Source organism: Streptomyces sp. NBC_00019, from assembly GCF_045041015.1.
Lineage (GTDB): Bacteria > Actinomycetota > Actinomycetes > Streptomycetales > Streptomycetaceae > Streptomyces.
This window is the reverse complement of record NZ_CP108302.1, coordinates 9457287-9479394: the sequence shown is the minus strand read 5'-3', so window position 1 is coordinate 9479394 and position 22108 is coordinate 9457287. Positions and strand designations below refer to the sequence as shown.

Sequence of the window (22108 nt, the reverse complement as noted above, 5' to 3'; positions counted from 1 at the left end):
GGCCGCAGCGCCCGCCGCGCGATCACTCCGCCAGCAGGCGGTCCGCCGCGCTCCGCCTCGGTGTGTGCGAGGCCAGCCGGACGACCAGGGCGGTCAGCGCCGCGAGTGCCGCGCAGACGGCGGCGAGGCCGGCGAGCCAGGCCGGTGCGAGCGTGAGGTCGAGGGCTGCGGACAGCCGGCCCGAGTCGAACCGGCTCGCGTACAACTGGGCCGCGGCCAGGGCCGCCGGCACCAGGACCGCTCCGGCCAGTACCGGCACCGCCGGACGCACGGCCACCAGCAGACCGAGCAGCAGGCACAGGCCGGACAGGCCGAGGACGAGGCCGTAGCGGCGCAGGGACGCCCCGTCCTGGTGCACCGGGAAATGGGCGACGGCGCACAGGAGAAGGGCCACCGCGGTGAGGCGGGCGGGCCAGCCGGGAGGCCCGGCGGGCCGGCGGCGCACGAGGCCGGGGAGGTTCGCCGGGTTCCGGTCCTGGTCGGCGTCGTCCACGTCGTCCGACGGCGCGGCGGTTTCTGTGGTCTGCGGCGGAGGGGCTCCCTTGCGCTCCTCGGCCAGTCGGCCGATCAGCTCCACGAGTTCCTCGACGGACCGGCCGGTGGCGGCCGCCCTGACCGCCTCCTGCCCGCAGTGCGGCTCGAGCGGTGCCTGTTGCAGCAGGGCCATCAGCCGGGTCACGTCCTCGACCGGGCGGGTCTCGGCCGCGGCGTGGATCGCCTCGTCCGCGCTCGCCGCGTCCCGCGGCGGCTGGGTGAGCAGCACGACCAGCCGGGTGACGTCGTCCACGGACCGGTTCACACCGACCGCGCGGAGGGCGTCGACCATGGCGCGTGCGTACAGGGGAGACTGTTCGAGCAGCGTGATGAGCTGGGCCACCTCTTCCAGCGGCCGGTCGGCCACGGCGGCACGCACCAGGCCGTCCACCGGATCGCCGTAGCCGAACCGCTCCCCCCGACGACCACGGGCGCCGGGCTCAGGGAGCCGGTGATCTCCGTCGCGGGTATGGCGGGATCGTTCGACTGCGGGGTTGACGAGCGAGTGGTCATGCGCGGCTCTCCAAGCGAGGGGATGCGGCCGCTGTTGCGTCCCCGACGCACGACACGCGACCTTACGGTGACCATTACCGGGCGTCCGCGCCGGGGGCGCCACTCGGGTGCGCCACAGGTATGACTCCCGCTTCGGCGCCCTCGCCCCGCCACCCCCACTGGTGTTCGAGTGCACCGGTTTGGCCCTGGCAGGCAATACCGGCGCCCCGAGCGGGAATCCGATTATTCGCGCGCGCTTCGCGGGCGCACCGGAACGAGGAGGGCCGTTGGACACCACCACCCGATGGATCGCTGTCGCCGTGCTCCTCGCGGCGGCCGTCCTCGCCGTTGCCGTCGCGGTGTTCGTACGACTGGTCCGGGCCCGGCGCGGTCTGCGGCAGGCCGGACTTCCGACCGGCCCGCGCTGGGTCTTCTGGGGAGCTCTCGCGTACTTCTTCCTGCCGGCCGACCTGGTGCCCGACCCCGTGTACCTCGACGACGTCGGCGTCCTGCTGCTCGCGTTGCGCACGATGCGCAGGCACTCGGGCAGTGAACCTGCCTGAGTTCACCCACGTCTCCCCCATTGTCCGGACCATGAACCGCCAATGACTACGCAGCGTAAGGAAACCAATCACCCGTTCGATTCGTATAAGTCTCAGGAAGCCGACGGGAGTCGGCGTCCCGAGCGACGGCGCAAGGTGACCATCGCTGGATCGGCGCAGGACCCACGAGGGAGAGACGATGCAACCGTTCGCGCTCAACTACGCACGTCCGGCAGCGGAGTCGGAGGTCACCGCTCCGTACGCCTACGACACCGGACTGCAGTTGAACGTGCTCTCGGACGGGCGGATCGCCGCCCACGACCACGCGCTGCTGAGAGAGTTCGGGACCACGACCTCAACCGCGGGGTCGAAGACGCACTTCGACGACTGAACACGGGCAGGCTCTTATGACCGTGTTGATTCTGACTTGTGAGGAGGACGTCACCGCCGACATGGTGGTCGTCCACCTCAATACGACGGGGGTTCCGGTCGTCCGTCTCGACCCCGCCGACCTGACCGAGGGGGTCGCGCTGTCGGGCGAGTACGTGCACGGCGCCTTCCGGGGCCATCTGTCGTCGGGGGGCCGGCTGGTGAGCATCAACGGGCTGCGGTCCGTCTGGGTGCGCCGGCCGGGCACCGCGGCCACCCGGGCGGCCGAGCCGTCCGGCTGGCTGACCGAGGAGTCGTCACAGGCCCTGTACGGGATGCTCCGCAGTTCGGGGGCGCGCTGGATGAACCACCCTGACGCCTCCCGCCGGGCCCGGCACAAGCCCTGGCAGCTGCGGCACGCCCAGCGCTGCGGGCTGCCCGTGCCGGCCACGCTGATCACGACCTTTCCGCAGGCCGCCCGCGAGTTCTCCGCGCGCTATCCGGACCTGGTGGTCAAACCGGTCTCCGGGGCGCATCCGCAGGACCCGCCGAGGGCCGTGCCGACCAGCCGGGTCACGCCGGACACGGACTTCACCGCCGTCGCCTTCGGTCCCACGCTGCTGCAGCGGAGGGTCGCCAAGCGGGCGGACATACGGCTCACGGTGGTGGGCGACCGGATGCTGGCCGCGCGCAAGACGACCGCGGAGGACGACGAGGTGGACGTCCGTTTCGCCTCCCCCGCCTCTCCGTGGCGCCCCACCGACGTCCCGCCACGGGTCGCCGAAGGGGTGCGTGCGTACATGTGCGACGCCGAACTGGCTTACGGCGCCTTCGACTTCGCCGAGGACGCCGACGGGACGTGGTGGTTCCTGGAGTGCAATCAGTCGGGGCAGTTCGGCTTCGTCGAGGTGGAGACGGGTCAGCCGATCGCCCGCTCGATAGCCGAGTGGCTGGCCCGGCCCGTGCCGGACGGTGCGGGGCGCGTCAATGGCAGGGACACCGTCGTCCCCTGAACCTCACCGCTGCCCGGGTCCGGGCAGGGCCGCCCGCTGCCACTGCGGGGCGGGCGGCGCGGAGGGCAGTTCTCCGTAGTGGGAGCGGTCCATGGAGCGGAGGGGCTGCATGACGAACTCCAGTTCCCTGCTGACTCGCTCGGCCTCCCTGCGAACCTGAGTGGGAACGTCGCCGCGTTCCGCGATGAGTCGGTCATAGATGGGGGAATCCTGGAACACCCGTCAACGTGCCTTTCGTGTCATGGCCCATATGTATGGGCGCAGCTGCCGAGTCTAGGCGCCCCTGCACCCTGCGGGGTGAATTCCACCGTTCGGCTTGACTCAGGCTCCCGTCGTGGAACCGGGTCGGACGATCATCAGAACGGTCACCGTGGCCCACAGCAGGTTGAAGATCCCGGTGAACATGGCGAGTTGGACGGTGTGGGCGCGCTCGACCGTCTGCCGGGCGCCCAGCTCCTCGAGAAGCTCCTCCTGACGGGGCAGCACGAAGGCGACCAGGATCCCGGCGGCCACGGCGGTCAGGGTGATGGAGGTGATGAGCCAGGCGTCGCCCAGGACACCCATCGCGACGGCGGTGGCGAGGCCGAACACGGGCACGGCCACGCCGAAGCGGGCGTAGACCCGGCAGATGCGGTGCAGCAGGGCGACGGTGTCCGCCGCCGTCCCGGAGGGGTCCGCGCTGCGCACGGCGGGCGGGAACATGCTGGCCGCGACGGTCACGGGGCCGATCGCGACGATGGCGGCCAGGACATGGAGGGACAGCAGGAACTTCGTCATGAGGTGGCGTCCAGGGTGGTTCGGAGGTGTTCGGCCGCCCACGCTAGGGATCTCCGTACCGGATCGCCCAGAGGCTGAAACGACAGCTTCCAACGGATTCCCGCCAGCCCCCTCGACCTGCTGCCCTTCCCTGAGGCCAGCCTGGCGGGGCTGGCGGGAATCCGCCTATCGTGTCGTTCATGCACACCGGGGCAATCCTGGCTCTCGACCAGGTGGTGCCGTTCGACATGGCGGCGCCCATGCAGGTCTTCGACTGGACGCGGCTGCCCGACGGCCGCCCCGCGTACCGGATCCGGCTGTGCGCCGCAACGCCTGAGGTACGGGCCGACGGCGGCTTCTCGCTGCGCGTCGAGCGCGGGCTGGAGGCGCTGGCGGACGCGGACACCGTCGTCGTACCGGGCTGCTCCCCGGCTGCCGGACCGACGCCCGCGCCCGTTCTGGAGGCGCTGCGCCGGGCGGCCACGGCGGGCACCCGGATCGCCTCGGTGTGCGTGGGTGCCTTCGTGCTGGCCGAGGCGGGGCTGCTGGACGGGCTGCGCGCCACCACGCACTGGGTGGCCGCACAGGAGCTGGCGCGCCGTTTTCCGGACGTACGGGTGGAGCCGGACGTCCTCTATGTCGACAACGGGCAGATCCTCACCTCGGCCGGTGCCGCCGCGGGCCTCGACATGTGTCTGCACATGATCCGCCGCGACTTCGGCTCGGCGGTCGCCGCGGACGCGGCCCGGATGTCCGTCATGCCCCTCGAACGGGAGGGCGGACAGGCCCAGTTCATCGTCCACGATCATCCGCCCGTGCCGCGCGGCTCGACGCTCGAACCGGTCCTGGAGTGGATCGAGGACAATCTGGCCCGGGAGATCACCCTGGGCGCGCTGGCGTCCCGGTCGGGGATGAGCGAGCGGACCTTCAGCCGCCGGTTCCGCGAGCAGACGGGCACCACACCGCTGCAGTGGCTGCTGCGGGCGCGGGTGCGGCGCGCCCAGTACCTGCTGGAGAACAGCGACCACCCGATCGAACGGATCGCGCAGCAGGCGGGGTTCGGTTCACCGACCGCGTTCCGCGAGCGATTCCGCCGGGTGGTCGGCACCAGTCCGCAGGGCTATCGCTCGGCCTTCCACGGGAAGTCGGGTTCCCCGGCGGCGCGCGTCTGAGCCTGCGGACCTGGTGCCGACGAGATCTCACACGGCCAACAGGCCGCCGCGTCCTGCCGGTTCCTCCACCGTGGACGCCGTCCGTCCCACGCCGAGGAGCAGGGCGTCCGCCTTCGCGACCGCGTCACGGATGCCGGTGGTGGCCATCATGACGCAGAGTGTGTAGCTGACATCCTCCAACTCCCTTGTCGTCGCCGGGTTGCCCCGCTCCGCGTCGGCGATCCGCAGAGATGCGTACCGCGTCAGCAGCCTTCTGACGACCTTCGGATCCGGAACGAGCACGGAGAGCCCCTCTCTCGATTTTCCGCTGCGTATGCCCGGGCAGGGGGAGGCCAATCTCATCTCCCGCTCTCCGGCTCGCGATTGACGAGATCCTTTCGCCGAGCACCCGACTGACGCTCGAATCCCACCAGTGCGAAACCCACAGGAGTGACGTTTCAGCGGGTACGGCACCGACCCGCTTCCCCCCGGGGCCCGGGGCAGTTGAACAGGGGGCAGCCCCTCAGCACGGACGCACGAACGGTGTACGCCCATGAACTGCCCCCAGCGCCTGCTCTGCGCGCTCTACGTCAGCACGAGCTCCGGACTCACCCTGACCACGGTCCACGAGTTCCGTCACGGCCCCTGGTGGGCCGCGGGTCTCTTCGCCGCCGCGAGCCTCGTCCCCCTGGTCGCCGTCGTCCGCGAGGCCGAGCCGCGTGCGCCGGCGACCGAACGGCGGCTGCGGGGCGTCGGGCCCGGCACGGACGACGATGTCGTGCGCACCGAGCTCGACGCCGCGTGCTGCGACCGCTGGTGGACGAGCTGCGGCACCGAGCACGACGCGGCCTGCCCGCACCGCGTCCCACGGAGCAGCGCCGCCTGACGGGTGGGGTGCCGTCAGGCGACCTGCCCGCTGTGCAGCGCCGTGTACGCCCCTCCCCTGCGCAGGAGTTCGTCGTGCGTGCCGATCTCCTGGACGCGGCCGTCGCCCATGACCACGATCCGGTCGGCGCCCCGCACGGTGGACAGCCGGTGCGCCACCACGAACGTGGTCCGTCCGCGCAGCAGCCGGGCGAGCGCCTGCTGCACCAGGGCCTCGGAGCGGGTGTCGAGCGCGGAGGTCGCCTCGTCGAGCACCAGCACCCTGGGGTTCCTGATCAGGGCGCGGGCGATGGCGAGGCGCTGGCGCTGCCCACCGGACAGCCGGGCGCCACGCTCGCCGACAAGGGTGTCCAGGCCCTGCGGCAGCTGCTCCACGAACTCCAGCGCGTTGGCGTCCCGCAGCGCCGCGCGCACCGCCCCCTCGTCGGCCTCGTCCTCCATGCCGTAGGCGACGTTCTCGCGGATCGTGCCGTCGAAGAGGATCGACTCCTGCGGCACGACCGAGACGAACCGCCGGTAGGTGCGCAGATCGAGGGTGTTCATGTCGGTGCCGTCGAGCAGCAGCCGGCCCGACGTCGGGCGGATGAAGCCGATGACGAGGTTGAGGACGGTGGACTTGCCCGCCCCGGACGCGCCGACGAGGGCGATGGTCTCCCCCGGCCGCACGGAGAGGCTGAAGTCGTGCACGGCGGGCCGCTCGCCGTCCCCGTAGACGTGGCCGACCTGCTCGAAGGCCACGGCCCCGCGCACCTCGGAGACCTCCGACTTGCCCTCGTTGTCCTCCAGTTCGGGCGCCTGGAGTACCTCGCCGACCGAGCGGACGGACTCCAGACCCTTGGTGATGACCGGGGCGAGACCCGCCAACGTGGTCGTGGAGTTGGTGAGCGTGGTCAGGAAGGCGCTGAGCATGACGACGTCGCCGGCGGTGACACCCCAGACGTCGTAGTACGACACCAGGGCCGCACCGGCGAGGACCAGCACACCGACGACGTTGAGCACCACCCAGGCCAGCGAGCCGAAGCGGCCGTTGACGAGGTCGAGGCGCATCCCGGAGGTGAGCAGCCGGTGCAGGGTGCCGTCCATGCGGCGCAGCGCCTTGCCCTCCAGGCCGTGGGCGCGGGTGACCGGGATGAGACGGGTCATCTCGGTCACGCGGGAGGACAGGGTCTCGACCTCGTGCCGGAAGTGCTCGTTGTGGGTGCGCAGCCGGGCGCGGAGGCGGGCCACGACGAGGGCGGCGGCGGGGACGACGACGAGGAAGACCGGCAGGAACTCCGGTGTGCGGATGCCGATGATGACGAGGCCGCCGATGAGCACGGTGCCCGCCCCGAGCCCGGTCTCCGCGGTCTGCTGCACCATCTGCTCGACTGTCTCCACGTCCCGCACCACCTTGGCCTGGAGCACGCCGGCGCTGACGCGGGAGTGGTAGCCGATGGACAGCTGCTGCATACGGATGCAGAGCGCGGAGCGCAGGGAGGTGCCCATGCGGCGCACGCTGCCGTACAGGAGACGGACGTAGAGGATGTGCAGGGGGTAGTTGACGAGCAGGATCAGCAGGATGACCCCGGTACTGAGCCAGAGTTCGGTGATCGCCCGGTGCTCGACGACGGTGTCGATGATGGACGCGGTGATCAGCGGCAGCAGCCAGACGGGGCTGTGCTTGACCGTGAAGATGCCGACCGCTGCGGCCAGGCGCCTGCGGTCGGCACGGAACAGGTAGGCAAGGGTACGGACGGGATGCTCGCCCCGGTAGCGGTGGTCGAGCGGTCTCTCCAACGGCGAGGCCATTGGTGGCGGTTCCTTCCGGGCGTCGGATCATGGGGCTTTCAGCAAGCGCTTACTCCCCGGGGTGTGCCGGATTACACCGCATCCAGCACGGCGATCTCGTCCACCGTCAGGACCAGGTCGGCCGCGGCGACCGAGTCGAGGATCGTCTCCGGGCGACTGGCGCCCGGGATCGGCACGACCACCGGCGACTTGGCGAGCATCCAGGCCAGGCAGACGCGCTGCGGGCTCACCCCGTGCTCCTCGGCGATCCGGGCGAACGGAGCGTAGGCGGACCCCAGTTCACGGGCCCGGGAGATACCGCCGAGGGGGCTCCAGGGCAGGAACGCGATGCCGAGCTCGTCGCACAGGCGCAGTTCGGGCTCGCTGGAGCGGAAGGCCGGGGAGAACTGGTTCTGTACGGAGACGAGTCGTCCGCCGAGGATGTCCTGGGCCTGCCGGATCTGCTCCAGGTTCGCGTTGGAGATGCCCGCCAGGCGGATCTTGCCCTCGTCCAGCAGGTCCCGCACGGCGCCGACCGAGTCCGCGTACGGCACGCGCGGGTCGGGGCGGTGGAACTGGTAGAGCCCGATGGCCTCCACACCGAGCCGGCGCAGGGACGCCTCGCAGGCCTCCTTGAGGTACCGCGGGCTGCCGTCCAGGGTCCAGCTCCCGTCACCGGGACGCAGATGGCCGCCCTTGGTGGCGACCAGGACATCGGCGCCCCGGTCGTGGGAGGCGAGGGCCTTGGCAATCAGGGACTCGTTGTGGCCGACCTCGTCGGCGTCGCGGTGGTAGGCGTCCGCGGTGTCGATCAGGGTCACGCCCGCGTCGAGGGCGGCGTGCAGCGTGGCGAGCGAACGGGCCTCGTCCGGCCGTCCCTCGATCGACATGGGCATCCCGCCCAGACCGATCGCACTGACCTCGACATCACCGATGCGTCGCGTGTGCATGGGCTCGTGACCTCTTCCGGGCTGTCGGGGGACGATGGACACCGGCAAGCGGTTGCACCGCACCGGTCGCACACCAGCCTGAACCCGCCTCGGCCCGCAGGTCCAATAGAAGAACGCGAACGTATTCAGCAGCGCGAGGACTGAATGACCGGGGGCGTTCCCCCTGCCCGGCGCCCCGGAGCACGGCGAGGGCGGGCTCGTCGAAGCCCGCGGCGAGCTGTCGCACGGCCTGGTCCAGGAGGTCGCTCAGGCTCGCCGTCTCCTCCGTCAGCCAGTGCTCGTACGCGGTCACGCAGGCGGCCAGCGCCGCGTGCCCGACCAGCCGGGGCAGCAGGTCCGAGGGCGCCAGTCCGGTACGTCGTGCGGCGAACTCCGTGACCAGCGCCCGCCACGAGGTGTAGCGCACCGCCGAGTCGGCCTGGAGCGCGGGCACCCGCAGGATGAGGGCCATGCGCTGCCGGTGCCAGGGCACCACCGCCGGGTCGAACCGGTTGAACTCGACGACGGCGCCGCGCAGCGCGTCCACCATCGGGACGGCCGGATCGTTGGCCGCCAACAGCTCCTCCAGCCTGACCAGTTGCTCCTCGAAGTCGCCCCACACGAGGTCGTTCTTGGACGCGAAGTAGCGGAAGTAGGTGCGGCGCCCGATGCCGGCGGCGGCCGCGATGTCGTCGACCGTCGTGGCGTCGAAGCCCTGCCGGTCGAACAACTCGAAGCCGAGGCGCTCCAGCGCGGCCCGCGAGGTCGCTCGCGGGCGCCCCGCCCGGACTCCCGCCGCTCTGCCCGTCACCGGCTGCCCCGTTCTGTGTCCGCACCCACGCCCACGCCCCCATCATGCATCGGGCGGACCCCGACCACGCCACTGTTCGCAACCGGGCTGTCTGCGACGTATCCGGACGCTCCGGCGCCAGGCCTGGGCATGTCATCGATCTTTCCCCGCATTCCGGTTGCGCGGCCCTCAGGTGCGTGTGGCACCCTCGGGCTGGACCTTCGGGGTGTGGAAAGGCGGGGGCATGCGCATCGGACTGCTCGGCACGGGCTCATGGGCCGAGGGGGCGCACGCGCCCGCCCTGAGCCGGCACCGCGAGCTGGATTTCGTCGGCGTGTGGGGCCGTCGTTCGGAGGCCGCCAAGGAGTTGGCGGGCCGCTTCGACACCCGGGCCTACGACGACGTCGACGCACTGTTCGCCGACGTGGACGCCGTCGCGGTGGCGCTGCCGCCCGCCGTCCAGGCCGGTCTGGCGGTGCGGGCGGCGCGGGCGGGCTGCCATCTGCTGCTGGACAAGCCGCTCGCGCCGACGGTCGAGGAGGGCCGGGCCGTGGTGGCGGCGGTCCAGGAGGCGGGAGTCGCCTCGGTCGTCTTCTTCACGACCCGTTTCCAGAGCGTGACCGAGGAGTGGATCACCGAACAGGCCGCCGTCGAGGGCTGGTTCACCGCGCGGGCCGAATGGCTCGGAGCGGTCTTCACCACGGACAGTCCGTTCGGGGCCTCGCCGTGGCGGCGGGAGAAGGGCGCGCTGTGGGACGTCGGGCCGCACGCCCTGTCGGTGCTGCTGCCGGTCCTGGGCGACGTTCGGGAGGTGGCCGCGGCCGTGCACGGTCCCGCGGACACCGTGCACCTGGTCCTCCAGCACACCGGTGGCGCGTCCAGCACTCTGACGCTGAGCCTGACGGCGCCGCCCGCGGCGGCGGGTGCGTCGGTCGAACTGCGCGGCGAGGGCGGGGTGACGCTCCTCCCGCCCAGCCCGGACGGTGCCGTTCCCGCGCTCGAACGGGCCGCGGACGCGCTGCTCGCCGCCGCTCGCAGCGGCCGCCCGCATCCGTGCGACGCCACGTTCGGGCTGCGGGTCACGGAGATCCTGGCGACGGCGGAGGCTCTGCTGGGCGGCTGACGCCGCTCACCACTCGCTCTCGACCGTCTCCGTCAGCCGGGAGACGGCGGCCGGATCCGGCAGGCTCGCCAGCGTGTCGACGACCTTCCCGCTCGCGAACTCGCGTTGTGCGGTGGTCGCGTCCGGATCGATCGCGCCCTCGGCCTGCACCTTGACGAAGTTCAGATCCGTCGCGAACAGCATCGAGAACGAGCCCAGGCTCCTGACCGTCGCGCGGCCGCCGGCGTCCACGTACGCCCGCACGAGCCGACGCGCGGATCCGGCGGTGAAGTCGTTGCCGCCCGCCCAGACGTACAGAACACGGGCGAGTTCGCGTTCCGCCGCGATGGGTCCGGCGTTGTCCCAGTCCAGGAGGGTCGGACCGGCCGGGCCGACCAGGACGTTCTGCGGCTGCATGTCGAGATGCGACACCACCAGGTCACCGGGGCCGGACGGGGAGACGTACCGCGCGAGTTCGGGCGCCGTGGTGTCGATGAACCGGCCGAGCTCGTCGGCCCACGGCATCCCGGCCCTGCGGACCTCCTTGTGGAGCACCGCCCAGTCGGTGTCCTGGGGACACTCCTCGTACCAGAGGTGCGGGGTCCCGGTCGCGCCCCGGCCCGCCCGGTGGAGGAGGGCCAGGGTCCGGCCGCACCAGCTCAGGACGTCCGGGTCGGTGGGGTCCGCCTGGGTTCCGGTGACCCAGTCGTAGAGCTTCACGGCGGAACCGTCGAGCTGCGAGACGTGCATGCCGTCGCGGTTTGGCAGGAGCCGTGGTGCGGAGATCCCCAGATCCTCGGTGGCGTCGCGCAGGGCGATCTCGTACTGGAACTTCTCCTCGCTGCCGCCGAAGATCAGTTCCTTCACCGCCCAAGAGGTGCCGTTCCCGGTCAGCTTCCAGATCTGCCCCAGGGCGCCGCGGGTGACCGGCGTCATCGTCCAGGGCCCGGCACCCAGTTCGTAGGTGTCTGCGATCAAGTCCGCGGCGCTCTGCATACAGCTCTCCTCCATGCGTCTCGGCCACCCAAGATCGCAGGGAGGGCACCTATTCGTCGAAGGGTTTGTCGCTCCAGCGGAACCAGGCCCGGTCGCCCTCGATGTGCAGCAGGAACTCGGGGACCGGGCCTTCCGGCGAGGTCAGGGACACGCGTCGCCGGACCTCGTCGTGGACCCGCTCCCATTCCTCTCCCGGGTCCTCGGTCAGGGCGAGTTCGCGGGCGAACAGCTCCCGCAGGGTGTCGAAGGCCGGAGCGGCCGTGAAGCGGCCCGACAGCCAGGGGAAGTCGGCCTCGTCGATCAGGATCTCCCCGACCGGGACGTCACCGCTGTGCAGATGCCACACCTGGCCGTCGAACCCCACTACGCCTCCGTCACCCGGTGCCGACTCTCGTGGACACCTTGCCATCCGGCACTGACAGCGGCGCCCGGGCCTACCGCGCGCCCGCCGGCAGATGGAAGTTGACGCGTTCGCGTGTGACCGGATAGCCGGCCTTGGCGAAGTGCGCGGCCATCGGGACGTTGCCCTGGTCCGTCGCGGCGACGATGAACTCGGCACCCTGCGCGACGAGGTAGTGGGTGCACTCGGTCAGAAGGTCGTAGGCGTAGCCGTGTCCGCGCTGTTCGGGCACGACGCCGATGAAGCCGACGATCGGGGCCTGGTGGTTGCGGGCCGGGATGTGGATCCCCGCCAGCTCTCCTTCCGGCGTGTGCGCGACCTGCCACCACTCGCGCGGCGACGGGCACCAGCGGAAGAAGTCGAGCTCCTCCTGTGCCGCCTTGTCGACGCCGCCCTCCTCGACGGCCTTGAGCGCGTGGGCGTCCAGGGTGGCGGAGTGGATGCGGCGCAGCGCGTCGAAGAAGACGGCGTCGTCGGGTTCGGCGCCGAAGACCAGACGTCCGGGCCGTTCGGGCAACCCGCATGCGGGGGTCCAGCGGTAGTTGAAGCGTTCCACCAGAAGCTCGTATCCGGCCGCCCGTGCGGCGGTGAAGCGGGCCTCGACGGCGGTGCGCAGGGCCGGGTCCTCGCGCCAGCCGGGCGGCAGGCTGAAGTCGATGCCGACCTGCCAGGGCGCCGAGCGCAGGAGTTCCACGGCTGCCTCCGTCTCACCGTCGGCCATGTCGAGCCGGTCGACGCAGAGCGGTGCGGTGTCGTCGGGGCCGCCCCACCAGGCGGCCCTGGCGACGATCCGGCCGTCGCGCAGCGCCACGCGCTGCCAGTCGGGGCGGTGCCGGGTCAGCGGGTGCGCGGCGCGCACACCGAGCGGGTCGGGCAGGGAGTCGAACTCATGGGCGGTGCTGTCGTCGAGCTGGCGAATGACCGTTCCGGTCATGGATTCCTCCGGGATGCTGCGTGGAGCGCTCCCGCGAAGCTCAGAGACGCACGCCGGGGGCGACGGGAAGGGAGCGCGGGGTGTTGGTGTACTGCACGGCACTCGCCTCCTTCCGTCGGTCTCGGGGCGTGACGCGCTCACGCTAGAAGCTGTTGCGGGCGGGCGTCCAGCGAATTTCCCGGCGTGCGTGGCGCACCGGGTCGGAGGACCGTAGAGGCGTGGGAAAGGCGCAGGTCATACGGGACCACCGGGACCGGCGCGGCTGGTTGCACGGCGCACCGCCGCCCGGCTGGGTACGAGTGCTGCCGCCCGCCCTGCTCGCGGGGGTGTGCGCGGCGACCCTGGCCAGCCCCGGCCCCCTCGACATCGGCTTCCTGCTGGGAGCCATCCCGCCGCTGGCCGTGTTGTCCTACGGCCCCGCGGGCACCGCGCTGCTCGGCGCCTTCGTCGTGAGCCTGCTGGTCGTCCCGGCGTTCCGGCTCAACGACCCCGGCACCACCGATCTGCTGACCGTCTCCTTCGTCGCCGCGCTCAGCGTGCTGGTGTCCTACGTACGGAGCCGGCGGGACGCCCAGCTGGTCACCGAACGGGCGGTCGCCGAGGCCGCCCAGCGGGCCGTGGTGCCGCCGCTGCCCGAGCGGGTGGGGCCGGTGGGGTGTGCGGGGCTGTACCGGGCGGCGCAGCGGGGCACGCTCGTCGGCGGTGACTTCTTCGACGTACGGCGAGGGCCGCACGGTGTGCGTGCGGTGATGGGCGATGTGCAGGGGCACGGGCTGTCGGCCGTCGCGACGGTCGCCTCGCTGCTGGGCGCGTTCCGGGAGGCGGTGCTGGACGAGCCGGACCCGGAATCGGTGGCGGCGCGGCTCGACCGCAGGCTGGTGGTGGACTCCGCGGACGTGCCGCACGCCGAGCTGTTCGCCACGGCCGTGGTGCTGGAGTTCTCCGCCGACGCGCGGGCCGTGCGGATCGTGGTGTGCGGGCATCCGGCGCCGCTGCTGCTGCGCGACGGGCGGGTGGCGGAGCTGGAGGTGACGGCGGGTGTACCGCTGGGGCTTGGGCTGTCCGGGGCCGGCCCGGCGATAGGGGTCACGGTGCCCTTGCGCGCGGGTGACCGGCTCTTTCTCGCGTCCGACGGTGTCTCCGAGGCCAGGGGCACCGACGGTGCCTTCTATCCGCTGCTCGACCGGCTCACCGGGTTCGCCGATGACGATCCCGCGGTCATGGTGCGGCATGTGTGGCGCGATCTGAGAGGGTACGGGACCGTCCTGGACGATGTGACGATGCTCGTCCTCAGCCCTCTCTGACCTGTTCGTGCTCCCCTTCGGCATCGATGTGCGGCAGGATCCGGTCCAGCCACCTCGGCGTCCACCAGGCGTGCCGGCCCAGCAGCGTCATGACCGCCGGAACCATGAGCAGCCGGACGACGGTCGCGTCGATCAGCACGCTCACGGCGAGCCCCAGGCCGAGCATCTTGACCACGATGTTGTCGCTGACGATGAACGCCGCGAAGACGCTCACCATGATCAGCGCCGCGCAGGTGATGACCCTTGCGGTGATCTCCAGCGCATGGGCGACCGACGCCTTGGCGTCCCCGGTGCGCAGCCAGGCCTCGTGCACCCGGGACAGCAGGAAGATCTCGTAGTCCATGCTCAGCCCGAAGATGATCGCGAACATCATCATCGGGACATAGCTCTCGATGGGCACCTTGCCGGCCACTCCCAGCGCCGGACCGCCCCAGCCCCACTGGAAGACGGCGACGACGACACCGTAGGAAGCGGCGATCGACAGGACGTTGAGGACGGCCGCCTTGATCGCGACGAGCAGACCGCGGAAGACCGCGAGGATGATCAGGAAGGCCAGCGCGACCACGACGCCGATGATCAGGGGCAGCCGGCTGGAGACGATGTCGCGGAAGTCGACCTGGGCCGCGGTCGTGCCGGTGACGTAGCCCTGGGCATCGGTGCCGGACACCGCGGCGGGCAGGGTGTCGTCGATCAGGCGGTTGGTCAGGTCCGTGGTGGCGGCGCTCTGCGGGGACGTCTTCGAGTAGACCGTGCTGATCAGGACGTCGCCGTCCTTGGTGGGCGTCAACGGCGTGACGGCGGCCGCGCCGGAGACGCCGTCGAGGGTCTTCTGGGCCTGTGAGGTGAGGTCGGAGCGGCTGGAGTCCGATACGGAGGTCTGGTCGATGACGACGGTGAGCGGGCCGTTGGAGCCGGGGCCGAACGCGTCGGTCATCAGGTCGTAGGCACGCCGGTCGGTGAAGGAGGTGGGGTCGGCGCCGTCGCCGATGTGGCCGAGCTGGATGGAGAACACCGGGATGGCGAGGACGGCGACGGTTGCCACGCCCGCGGCCAGATAGCGCAGCGGGTGGTGTTCCACGCGGAGCGCGTAACGGTGCCAGGTGCCGTGCGACTCGGCGCCCTCCTCGGCGTCGGTCTCGGCGACGGGGCGGCGCACCCGGTAGCGGTCGATACGGGTGCCCATCAGCCCGAGCAGGGCCGGGACCAGGGTGAGCGCGCCGAGCACGGCGGAGACGACGGTCACGGCGGCGGCGACACCGAGTTTGCTGATGAACGCCACACCGGAGGCGGACAGGCCCGCGAGCGCGACGATGACCGTGCAGCCGGAGACGAGCACGGCACGGCCGCTGGTCGCGGTGGCCCGGCCCGCCGCGGTGACCGGATCGGCGCCGTTCATCAGGAGCTGGCGATGACGGGTGATCAGGAACAGCGCGTAGTCGATGCCGACGCCCAGTCCGATCATCGTGGCGAGGGTCGGCGAGACGGTCGCGAAGGTCAACGCGGCGGCGAGCAGTCCGAGGCAGGCGAGCCCGCCGATCACACTGATCAACGCGGTCAGCAGCGGCAGACCCGCGGCGATCACACTGCCGAAGCCGACGAGCAGGACGACGATCGCCACCGCGAAACCGATCAACTCGCTCACCCGGTCGTCGGCGGCGGGCCGCGCCAGCTCGCCGAGGGGGCCGCCGTACTCGACGTCGGCGCCGGCCGACCGCAGCGGCTGCACCGATGTGTCCACCCCGTGCAGGTAGTCGTCGCCCAGGGTGGAGGGCTGTACGTCGAACCGGACGGTGATGTACGCCGTCTTCGCGTCGGAGGAGAGCGGTCCGACGGACGAGGCGGTGGCGGTCAGAGGGTTCTGTACGGCCAGGACGTGCGGGAGCTTCTGCAGGTCACCGACCGTCGTCGACATCTGGGAGCCCAGCGAGGTGAGGGCCTTGCCGCCGTCGTGCACGACGATCTGGCTGCTGTAACCGCCCGCCGCCGGGTCGTGCTTCTTCAGGACGTCCAGGCCCTGTTGGGACTGCACGTCGGGCAGCGAGAAGTTGTCCTCGTACTCCCCGCCGACGGACCGGTTCAGTACCTGCAGAGCGACCAGGGCGACCAGCCAGGCCACGATGACGATCACGAAATGCCGGGCGCACCACTGACCCAGCCGTCGCAGTGCCCCGAGGGCGGCGGTCCCCTCGTCCCCTGCGGTACCTCGGGTGGGTGACATGTCCTGGACCTTTGTTCGCTACCCCCATTACACGCCCGCGCGATCACCTCGGCATCCCGGACGCGGCCGCTCCGGATGCACGCGGCGCTCCCCGGGTGAATGGTGATATCGGACCCGATGACGACCCGAGGAGCAGAGATCATGCCGACGTCACAGCCCGACGCGTCCGGGCCGTCCGAGGACCGCACCACCCCGGACGCCCTGCTCCACACCCGCACCGGCACCGAGGTGTCGCCCGAGGACCTGGTGCTCGCCACAGGCAGGGACCTCACCCCGCGCAACCTGGAGTGGGCCAGGCGCAAGCTGGAGGCCGAGGGACCGGCCGCCATGGAGAAGCTGCTGCCCTAGCACCTGTCCGGCGGAGCGACCCTGACTCCGCCACCGTCAGGGCCCGGTGCTTCCGGCCGGGCCCGTCAGTCCGGTGCGTCCTCGTCCAGGCAGAGCACCGGAACCCGCTGTACGAGGTTGTTGACGAACCCGCCCCGGTTCCAGGGCTGTTCCAGCGGCTGGGTGTGCCCCTCGGCGTCGGTGGCCCGCGCGCTCAGCAGGTACTCGCCGGGCATCGCCGTCCAGCTGAAACGCCAGCGGCGCCACGCCCAGCGGTGCCCGTCGTCCGGCTCCAGTGCGGTCTCGTGCCAGGTGCGTCCGGCGTCCGCGCTCACCTCGACCCGGGTCACCGGCGCGCGCCCGGACCAGGCGCGCCCCTCCAGCGGGACCTCGCCCGGCCGGACCACCCGGGTCCGTGACATGAAGTCCGGGAAGCCCGGCGGCACCAGCAGGGCGCGCGGCGCGATGCGCGTGACGGGTTCGCCCGGGTCCTCGGGGCGCTCCCGCAGGCGGTAGGCGACGGCCTGCTGGAACCCGGCGAACGGCTCGTCGACGACGGTCACGTCGCGCAGCCACTTCACATGGGCCATGCCGTACCAGCCGGGCACCACCAGCCGCAGCGGACGGCCGTGCTGCGGCGGCAGCGGGGCGCCGTTCATCGCGTACGCCACCAGTACCTCGGGCTCGCTGCCCGTGGCGGCCTCGACGGGCAGGGAGCGCTGGTAGTCCTGCTCGACCCCGCGCTCCACGCCGTGATCGGCGCCGGTGAAGACCACGTCGACGGCGCCGGGCCCGATGCCGGTTTCCGCCAGCAGCAGCCGCAGCGGCACGCCGGTCCACTCGGCGGTGCCGACCGCTTCGACGAGCCAGGGCTGGCTCACCGGCCGGGGCGTCAGCAGGGCCCGCCCGTTGCCGGCGCACTCCAGCGTCACCCGGGTGGTGACCTGGGGGAACGCCCGCAGCTCGGCCAGGTCCAGGCGCAGCGGGCGGCGGACCAGGCCGCCAACGGTGAGCTGCCACGCGGTGTCGTCGGGGACGTAGGGGATGTCGTAGTGCGTCAGCACGTAGTGCAGGCCCGGCGGGCTGAGGTCGTGGCGCAGGGCTTCGAGCGGCAGTCCGTGGTTGCGGGTGGCGAGGGCGAGTTCGTCCGGGCCGATGCCCTCGTCGGGGCCGGCCAGCCGGGCGGGTGCGCTCGCATCACCGAGTCGATGACCCATGACACCAGTGTCGCGCCGCGAACCAACCGTTGCACGGTGTCTGCCGGTTCACCCTTTCGAATCGGGCCCTCGTACTGCCAGACTGCGGAAGGTGCCCGACTTCGACATGCTCGTCATCGGATCCGGTCCGGGTGGCCAGAAGGCCGCCATCGCCGCGGCCAAGCTGGGCCGCCGAGTGGCCATCATCGACCGCCCCGACATGGTCGGCGGGGTCTCCATCCACACCGGCACCATTCCCTCCAAGACGCTGCGCGAGGCGGTGCTCTACCTCACCGGTCTCACCCAGCGCGACCTGTACGGGCAGAGCTACCGGCTGAAGGAGGACATCACCGTCGCCGACCTGACCGCCCGCACCCAGCACGTGGTCGGCCGGGAGGTCGACGTCATCCGCAGCCAGCTCTCCCGCAACCACGTCGCCCTCTACGCCGGAACCGGCCGTTTCGTCGACGCCCACACCGTCGCCCTGCGCGAGGTGACCGGCCATGAACGGCTGCTCAGCGCCGAGCACATCGTCATCGCCACCGGCACCCGGCCCGCCCGGCCGGACACTGTCGAGTTCGACGAGCGGACGATCCTGGATTCGGACAACGTCCTCGCCCTGGAACACGTTCCGCGGTCCATGGTCATCGTCGGCGCGGGTGTCATCGGCATGGAGTACGCGTCCATGTTCGCCGCGCTCGGCAGTAAGATCACGGTGGTCGAGAAACGGGCCGGGATGCTCGACATGTGCGACGTCGAGGTGATCGAGTCGCTCAAGTACCACCTGCGGGACCTCGCCGTGACGTTCCGGTTCGGGGAGACGGTGGCCGCGGTCGAGCGGCACCCCCGGGGCACGCTCACCATTTTGGAGAGCGGCAAGAAGATCCCCGCCGACGCGGTGATGTACTCGGCGGGCCGACAGGGGCTCACCGACGACCTCGATCTCGACAAGGCGGGGCTGGCGGCGGACCGCCGGGGCCGGATCACGGTCGACGAGTACTACCGCACCGAGGTGCCGCACATCTACGCCGTCGGCGACGTCATCGGCTTCCCGGCGCTGGCCGCGACCTCGATGGAGCAGGGCCGGTCGGCGGCCTACCACGCCTGCGGGGAGACCGTCGGGCGGATGCACCACCTCCAGCCGATCGGCATCTACACCATCCCGGAGATCAGCTTCGTGGGCCGGACGGAGGATCAACTCACCGAGGACAGCGTCCCCTTCGAGGTCGGTATCTCCCGCTACCGCGAACTGGCCCGCGGACAGATCATCGGCGACTCGCACGGCATGCTGAAACTGCTGGTCTCGCCCGAGGACCGGACGCTGCTCGGCGTGCACTGCTTCGGCACCGGCGCCACCGAACTCATCCACATCGGCCAGTCCGTGATGGGCTGCGGCGGCACGGTCGACTATCTCGTCGACGCGGTGTTCAACTACCCGACGCTCGCGGAGTCCTACAAGGTCGCCGCCCTCGACGCCACGAACAAACTCCGCCAGATCGACCGCATCGGGGACTGAAGGAACCCGGCGCTCGGACGCCTTCGTCGGGCCTCTCCCGGGCGAGCCGTTCGTCGAGGCTCTCGCCGTCGTGCCGTTCGGCGGCCATCCCGATCCGCGTTTCCAGATCCGCCCTTCCGAACCACGGGTTTCCGTCACGGAGCCTCGGCAAAGCCCCTGACCTGCGGCGCAGTTGGATCCGGGAGGTTACCCTCCGGTCAATCTTGAAAGGGGATCCCGTAGGGCTATCATCACTCGCACACACGGTGTGTGACCGTCTGCCGACGCGACGCTGAACGGTGTCCGCCGCCCCCCAATGTGCCGCCGCTGGCCGAGGCCATCCCCCTTCGGTCCGAGGCGGGTTCCACCCCCCACCCCTTACGCCGTCGAGGCCTGGTCGTCCTCGCGTCGTGCACGACGGAAAGCAGCTTCAGCATGAGCAACAGCAGGGGCAGAGGGTTGCAGGCCAACGCCCTCGGCACGTTCGACACGGTGGTGATGGCGGTCGCGGGAAGCGCTCCGGCCTACTCGATCGCCGCCACCACCGCCGTCCTCGTCGGCGCGGTGGGCCTCGCCAGCCCGGCCGCACTCCTGTACTGCGCGATCCCGATGCTGGGCATCGCGCTGGCGTTCAGCTATCTCAGCCGCATCGACGTGAACGCGGGCGCCAGTTACTCATGGGTGGGGCGAACTCTCCACCCGTTCCTGGGCTTTCTCAGCGGCTGGGCGCTGGTGGTGTCGGCGACCATCTTCATGGTGGCCGGTTCGCTGCCGGCCGGTTCGATGACGCTCGCCCTGTTCGACGAGGGCCTCGCCGACGACACCGCGCTGTCCACACTCGTCGGCGCCGCCTGGTTCGTGGCCATGCTGCTGGTCGTGCTCGGCGGCGCCCGGCTCACCGTCCGCGCCCAGCTCCTCATGTCCGGCGTCGAGCTCGCGATACTGGCCCTGTTCGCGGTCCTGGCCTTCTTCCACACGGACAACGCCCGTGCCTTCGACTGGTCCTGGTTCGGTTTCGGCCAGTTCGAGGGCATGGCCGGCTTCGCGTCCGGCGCGCTGATCGCCGCGTTCTACTACTGGGGCTGGGACGTGACCAGCAACCTCAGCGAGGAGACCCGTAACAGCCGTCGTACGACCGGACTCGCGGGCCTGATCGGGGTCGGCATCGTCTTCCTGCTGTTCGAGGTGTTCACCATCGCGGTGAACGTCGTGCTGTCCTCGACACAGGTCCGGGAGAACGAGGCCAATGTGCTCGCGGTGCTGGGCGAGGAGATCTGGCCGGGCTGGGGCGGCAAGCTGCTGATCGTCGCGGTGATGCTGTCCACCATCGCCACGCTGGAGACCACGCTGATCCAGGTCACACGCTCGCTGTTCGCGATGGGCCGCGACCGTACGATGCCGTCCGCACTGGGCAAGGTGCACCGCGAGTGGAACACGCCCTGGGTCGCCATCGTCGTGGTCGGCGCGGTGGCGCTGGTGATGTTCATCGCCTCCAACGCGCTCGGCTCGATGGGCGACATCCTCTCCGACGCGATCTCGGCGATCGGTCTGCAGATCGCCGTCTACTACGGTCTGGCGGGCCTCGCGGCCGTCGTCGCCTACCGCAAGATGCTGCTGAAGTCCGCCGCCAACTTCTTCTTCGGCGGCCTGTGGCCGCTGCTGGGCGCCCTGTTCATGTTCTGGATCTTCATCGAGTCGCTGGGCGAGCTCAGCCGCGCCGCGGTCACGATCGGCATCGGCGGACTCGCCGCCGGACTGGTCCCGATGCTCTGGTACTGGAAGAAGGGCAGCGACTACTACCGGCCCGCCAAACTGGACGCCACCCACACCGTCGAGGCGGACTACGTCCCCGCCGGCGCCGTGCCCGCGCAGTCCCGTGCCCACGAGGGTCTCTCCACCGACTTCTGAGGGGTGTGGCGATGACGCGGGATCGCTTCGCTCCCGACTTCGACCCCGACTGCGGGGACGTACCCCTCACCACGGCCCGCCAGGACATCGTCATCGGACGCTGGCAGGGTCTGAGGGAACTGCTGCGGGCGACCGGACCCGACTGGCCGGTCCGCGGCCACCGGGTCCGGCTGCTCGCCCAGGCCTGCGCGGGCAGTTCGACGGCGGAGTCATGGCTGGCCGCCGAACCGCACGGCGCCGACGCACTGGTGCTGCGGGCGGCGACCGAGACGGCCCGGGCGTTCAACCTGGCGATCGCCGCGGGCCGCGGTGTGCCGATCGACCAGCACCGCGTCGACACCGCGGTGATGGCGAGCCTCCAGGCCGCCGACGCGTATCCGGAGGACCCCACCCCATGGATCTCCCTGATCTCCGTGGCACGGCTGTACCCGGCGGGCGTACGGAGGCAGGAACTGGCGCGCTGGTGGGACGAGTTGCACCAGCGCGACCCCTACAGCGTGGAGGGTCACCTCCAGGTGCTGCACTACTACTCGTCCCGCTGGCACGGCACCCACGGCCTGATGTACGACTTCGCCCGCGACGCGGCCGGAGTGGCACCGCCGGGCTGTGCGCTGCCGGTGCTGGTGCAGTACGCCCGGGTCGAGGAGTACCGGTTCGCGCTGGACGCCGCCAAGGGCCGGCAGTCCGCGGTGGCGCTCGCCCAGCACTGGAGCAACGACGGTGCCGTCAGCGACGTACGCCGCACCTGGCAGCGCTGGATCGCCGGCCGGCCCGAGGCCGCGGTCACCCCCGCCGAGCTGCGTGACCTCAACTACCTGACGCACGCGGCCTGTCTCGCGGGCCTCGCGGATGTCGCGGGCCCGCTGTTCCGGATGCTGGGGCGGCGGGCCACCCGCACTCCCTGGTCCTACACCGGGGAGCCGGACAAGCAGATCGCCAAGTGGCGCAAGGAGGTGGGGCTGCGCGCCTGACGCGCTCGCTCCGCGTGCGGTCACGGCCG

The 22108-nt window shown here is 71.2% G+C and carries 23 protein-coding genes; 11 read left to right on the top strand and 12 right to left on the bottom strand.

From position 1 onward, the window contains the following. Positions 1-22: 22 nt before the first annotated feature. Positions 23-925, bottom strand: coding sequence for a hypothetical protein (locus OHU89_RS43985; RefSeq protein WP_405651066.1), 903 nt, complete (start codon positions 923-925; stop codon positions 23-25). A 388-nt stretch (positions 926-1313) separates the two neighbouring features. Here OHU89_RS43985 and OHU89_RS43980 point away from each other — a divergent pair, with 388 nt between their 5' ends. The 3 genes from OHU89_RS43980 (at position 1314) to tgmB (ending at position 2950) form a co-directional block, all read left to right on the top strand. After that, a complete protein-coding gene (locus OHU89_RS43980) occupies positions 1314-1589 on the top strand; it encodes a YkvA family protein (RefSeq protein ID WP_405651064.1) in 276 nt (91 codons plus the stop codon). A gap of 178 nt (positions 1590-1767) precedes the next feature. Beyond that, a complete protein-coding gene (tgmA, locus tag OHU89_RS43975; protein ID WP_046258248.1) occupies positions 1768-1959 on the top strand; it encodes a putative ATP-grasp-modified RiPP in 192 nt (63 codons plus the stop codon). Between the two features lie 16 nt (positions 1960-1975). Beyond that, entirely contained in the window at positions 1976-2950 is a 975-nt protein-coding gene (tgmB, locus tag OHU89_RS43970; protein ID WP_405651062.1) for an ATP-grasp ribosomal peptide maturase, read from the top strand. 3 nt (positions 2951-2953) lie between these two features. On the opposite strand, the gene OHU89_RS43965 is transcribed toward tgmB, so the two are convergent. Next, on the bottom strand, positions 2954-3169 hold the full coding sequence (locus OHU89_RS43965; RefSeq protein ID WP_046258246.1) for a hypothetical protein: 216 nt from the start codon (positions 3167-3169) through the stop codon (positions 2954-2956). 102 nt (positions 3170-3271) lie between these two features. Next, a complete protein-coding gene (locus OHU89_RS43960; protein ID WP_405651060.1) occupies positions 3272-3727 on the bottom strand; it encodes a DUF2269 family protein in 456 nt (151 codons plus the stop codon). 179 nt (positions 3728-3906) lie between these two features. Here OHU89_RS43960 and OHU89_RS43955 point away from each other — a divergent pair, with 179 nt between their 5' ends. Then, complete coding sequence (locus OHU89_RS43955; protein WP_405651058.1) at positions 3907-4878, top strand: GlxA family transcriptional regulator; 972 nt, start codon at positions 3907-3909, stop codon at positions 4876-4878. Between the two features lie 27 nt (positions 4879-4905). On the opposite strand, the gene OHU89_RS43950 is transcribed toward OHU89_RS43955, so the two are convergent. Then, positions 4906-5160 (bottom strand): DUF5133 domain-containing protein, encoded by a 255-nt coding sequence (locus OHU89_RS43950; RefSeq protein WP_266884347.1) that lies wholly within the window; start codon positions 5158-5160, stop codon positions 4906-4908. A 250-nt stretch (positions 5161-5410) separates the two neighbouring features. On the opposite strand from OHU89_RS43950, the gene OHU89_RS43945 reads away from it, so the two are divergent. Then, positions 5411-5743 carry a hypothetical protein gene (locus OHU89_RS43945; protein ID WP_405651056.1) on the top strand — a complete coding sequence of 111 codons (333 nt, stop codon included), beginning with the start codon at positions 5411-5413 and terminating at the stop codon, positions 5741-5743. A 14-nt stretch (positions 5744-5757) separates the two neighbouring features. Here the strand turns inward: OHU89_RS43945 and OHU89_RS43940 are convergent, their stop codons facing one another. The 3 genes from OHU89_RS43940 to mftR all read right to left on the bottom strand — a co-directional run bounded on the left by OHU89_RS43940 (position 5758) and on the right by mftR (position 9249). After that, positions 5758-7530: an ABC transporter ATP-binding protein gene (locus OHU89_RS43940; RefSeq protein WP_405651054.1), complete on the bottom strand. Its 1773-nt coding sequence runs from the start codon at positions 7528-7530 to the stop codon at positions 5758-5760. A 71-nt stretch (positions 7531-7601) separates the two neighbouring features. Beyond that, a complete protein-coding gene (locus OHU89_RS43935) occupies positions 7602-8459 on the bottom strand; it encodes an aldo/keto reductase (protein ID WP_405651052.1) in 858 nt (285 codons plus the stop codon). Further along, positions 8437-9249 carry a mycofactocin system transcriptional regulator gene (gene mftR, locus OHU89_RS43930; RefSeq protein WP_405651049.1) on the bottom strand — a complete coding sequence of 271 codons (813 nt, stop codon included), beginning with the start codon at positions 9247-9249 and terminating at the stop codon, positions 8437-8439. Before mftR ends, OHU89_RS43935 begins: the two co-directional genes overlap by 23 nt. Positions 9250-9472: 223 nt before the next feature. On the opposite strand from mftR, the gene OHU89_RS43925 reads away from it, so the two are divergent. Next, positions 9473-10351: a Gfo/Idh/MocA family protein gene (locus OHU89_RS43925; protein WP_405651047.1), complete on the top strand. Its 879-nt coding sequence runs from the start codon at positions 9473-9475 to the stop codon at positions 10349-10351. A 6-nt stretch (positions 10352-10357) separates the two neighbouring features. Here the strand turns inward: OHU89_RS43925 and OHU89_RS43920 are convergent, their stop codons facing one another. The 3 genes from OHU89_RS43920 to OHU89_RS43910 form a co-directional block, all read right to left on the bottom strand. Further along, positions 10358-11326 carry a phosphotransferase enzyme family protein gene (locus tag OHU89_RS43920; RefSeq protein ID WP_405651045.1) on the bottom strand — a complete coding sequence of 323 codons (969 nt, stop codon included), beginning with the start codon at positions 11324-11326 and terminating at the stop codon, positions 10358-10360. 49 nt (positions 11327-11375) lie between these two features. Further along, a complete protein-coding gene (locus tag OHU89_RS43915; RefSeq protein WP_267014044.1) occupies positions 11376-11690 on the bottom strand; it encodes a hypothetical protein in 315 nt (104 codons plus the stop codon). A gap of 70 nt (positions 11691-11760) precedes the next feature. After that, positions 11761-12660, bottom strand: a complete 900-nt coding sequence (locus tag OHU89_RS43910) for a GNAT family N-acetyltransferase (RefSeq protein ID WP_405651043.1) — start codon at positions 12658-12660, stop codon at positions 11761-11763. A gap of 218 nt (positions 12661-12878) precedes the next feature. Between OHU89_RS43910 and OHU89_RS43905 the strand changes: the two genes are divergently transcribed. After that, positions 12879-13964 (top strand): PP2C family protein-serine/threonine phosphatase, encoded by a 1086-nt coding sequence (locus OHU89_RS43905; protein ID WP_405651041.1) that lies wholly within the window; start codon positions 12879-12881, stop codon positions 13962-13964. On the opposite strand, the gene OHU89_RS43900 is transcribed toward OHU89_RS43905, so the two are convergent. Beyond that, positions 13951-16182, bottom strand: a complete 2232-nt coding sequence (locus tag OHU89_RS43900; protein ID WP_405651039.1) for an MMPL family transporter — start codon at positions 16180-16182, stop codon at positions 13951-13953. The genes OHU89_RS43905 and OHU89_RS43900 overlap by 14 nt on opposite strands. 141 nt (positions 16183-16323) lie before the next feature. Here OHU89_RS43900 and OHU89_RS43895 point away from each other — a divergent pair, with 141 nt between their 5' ends. After that, on the top strand, positions 16324-16530 hold the full coding sequence (locus OHU89_RS43895; protein WP_405651037.1) for a hypothetical protein: 207 nt from the start codon (positions 16324-16326) through the stop codon (positions 16528-16530). 65 nt (positions 16531-16595) lie between these two features. Here the strand turns inward: OHU89_RS43895 and OHU89_RS43890 are convergent, their stop codons facing one another. After that, positions 16596-17726 (bottom strand): sulfite oxidase, encoded by a 1131-nt coding sequence (locus OHU89_RS43890; RefSeq protein ID WP_405651035.1) that lies wholly within the window; start codon positions 17724-17726, stop codon positions 16596-16598. A 91-nt stretch (positions 17727-17817) separates the two neighbouring features. Here OHU89_RS43890 and sthA point away from each other — a divergent pair, with 91 nt between their 5' ends. From sthA to OHU89_RS43875, 3 genes are all read left to right on the top strand, one after another. Further along, positions 17818-19221 carry a Si-specific NAD(P)(+) transhydrogenase gene (gene sthA, locus OHU89_RS43885; protein WP_266884373.1) on the top strand — a complete coding sequence of 468 codons (1404 nt, stop codon included), beginning with the start codon at positions 17818-17820 and terminating at the stop codon, positions 19219-19221. A 414-nt stretch (positions 19222-19635) separates the two neighbouring features. Next, positions 19636-21108: an APC family permease gene (locus OHU89_RS43880; RefSeq protein ID WP_405651032.1), complete on the top strand. Its 1473-nt coding sequence runs from the start codon at positions 19636-19638 to the stop codon at positions 21106-21108. 11 nt (positions 21109-21119) lie between these two features. Continuing rightward, entirely contained in the window at positions 21120-22079 is a 960-nt protein-coding gene (locus OHU89_RS43875) for a hypothetical protein (protein WP_405651030.1), read from the top strand. The last annotated feature ends 29 nt before the right edge of the window (positions 22080-22108 follow it).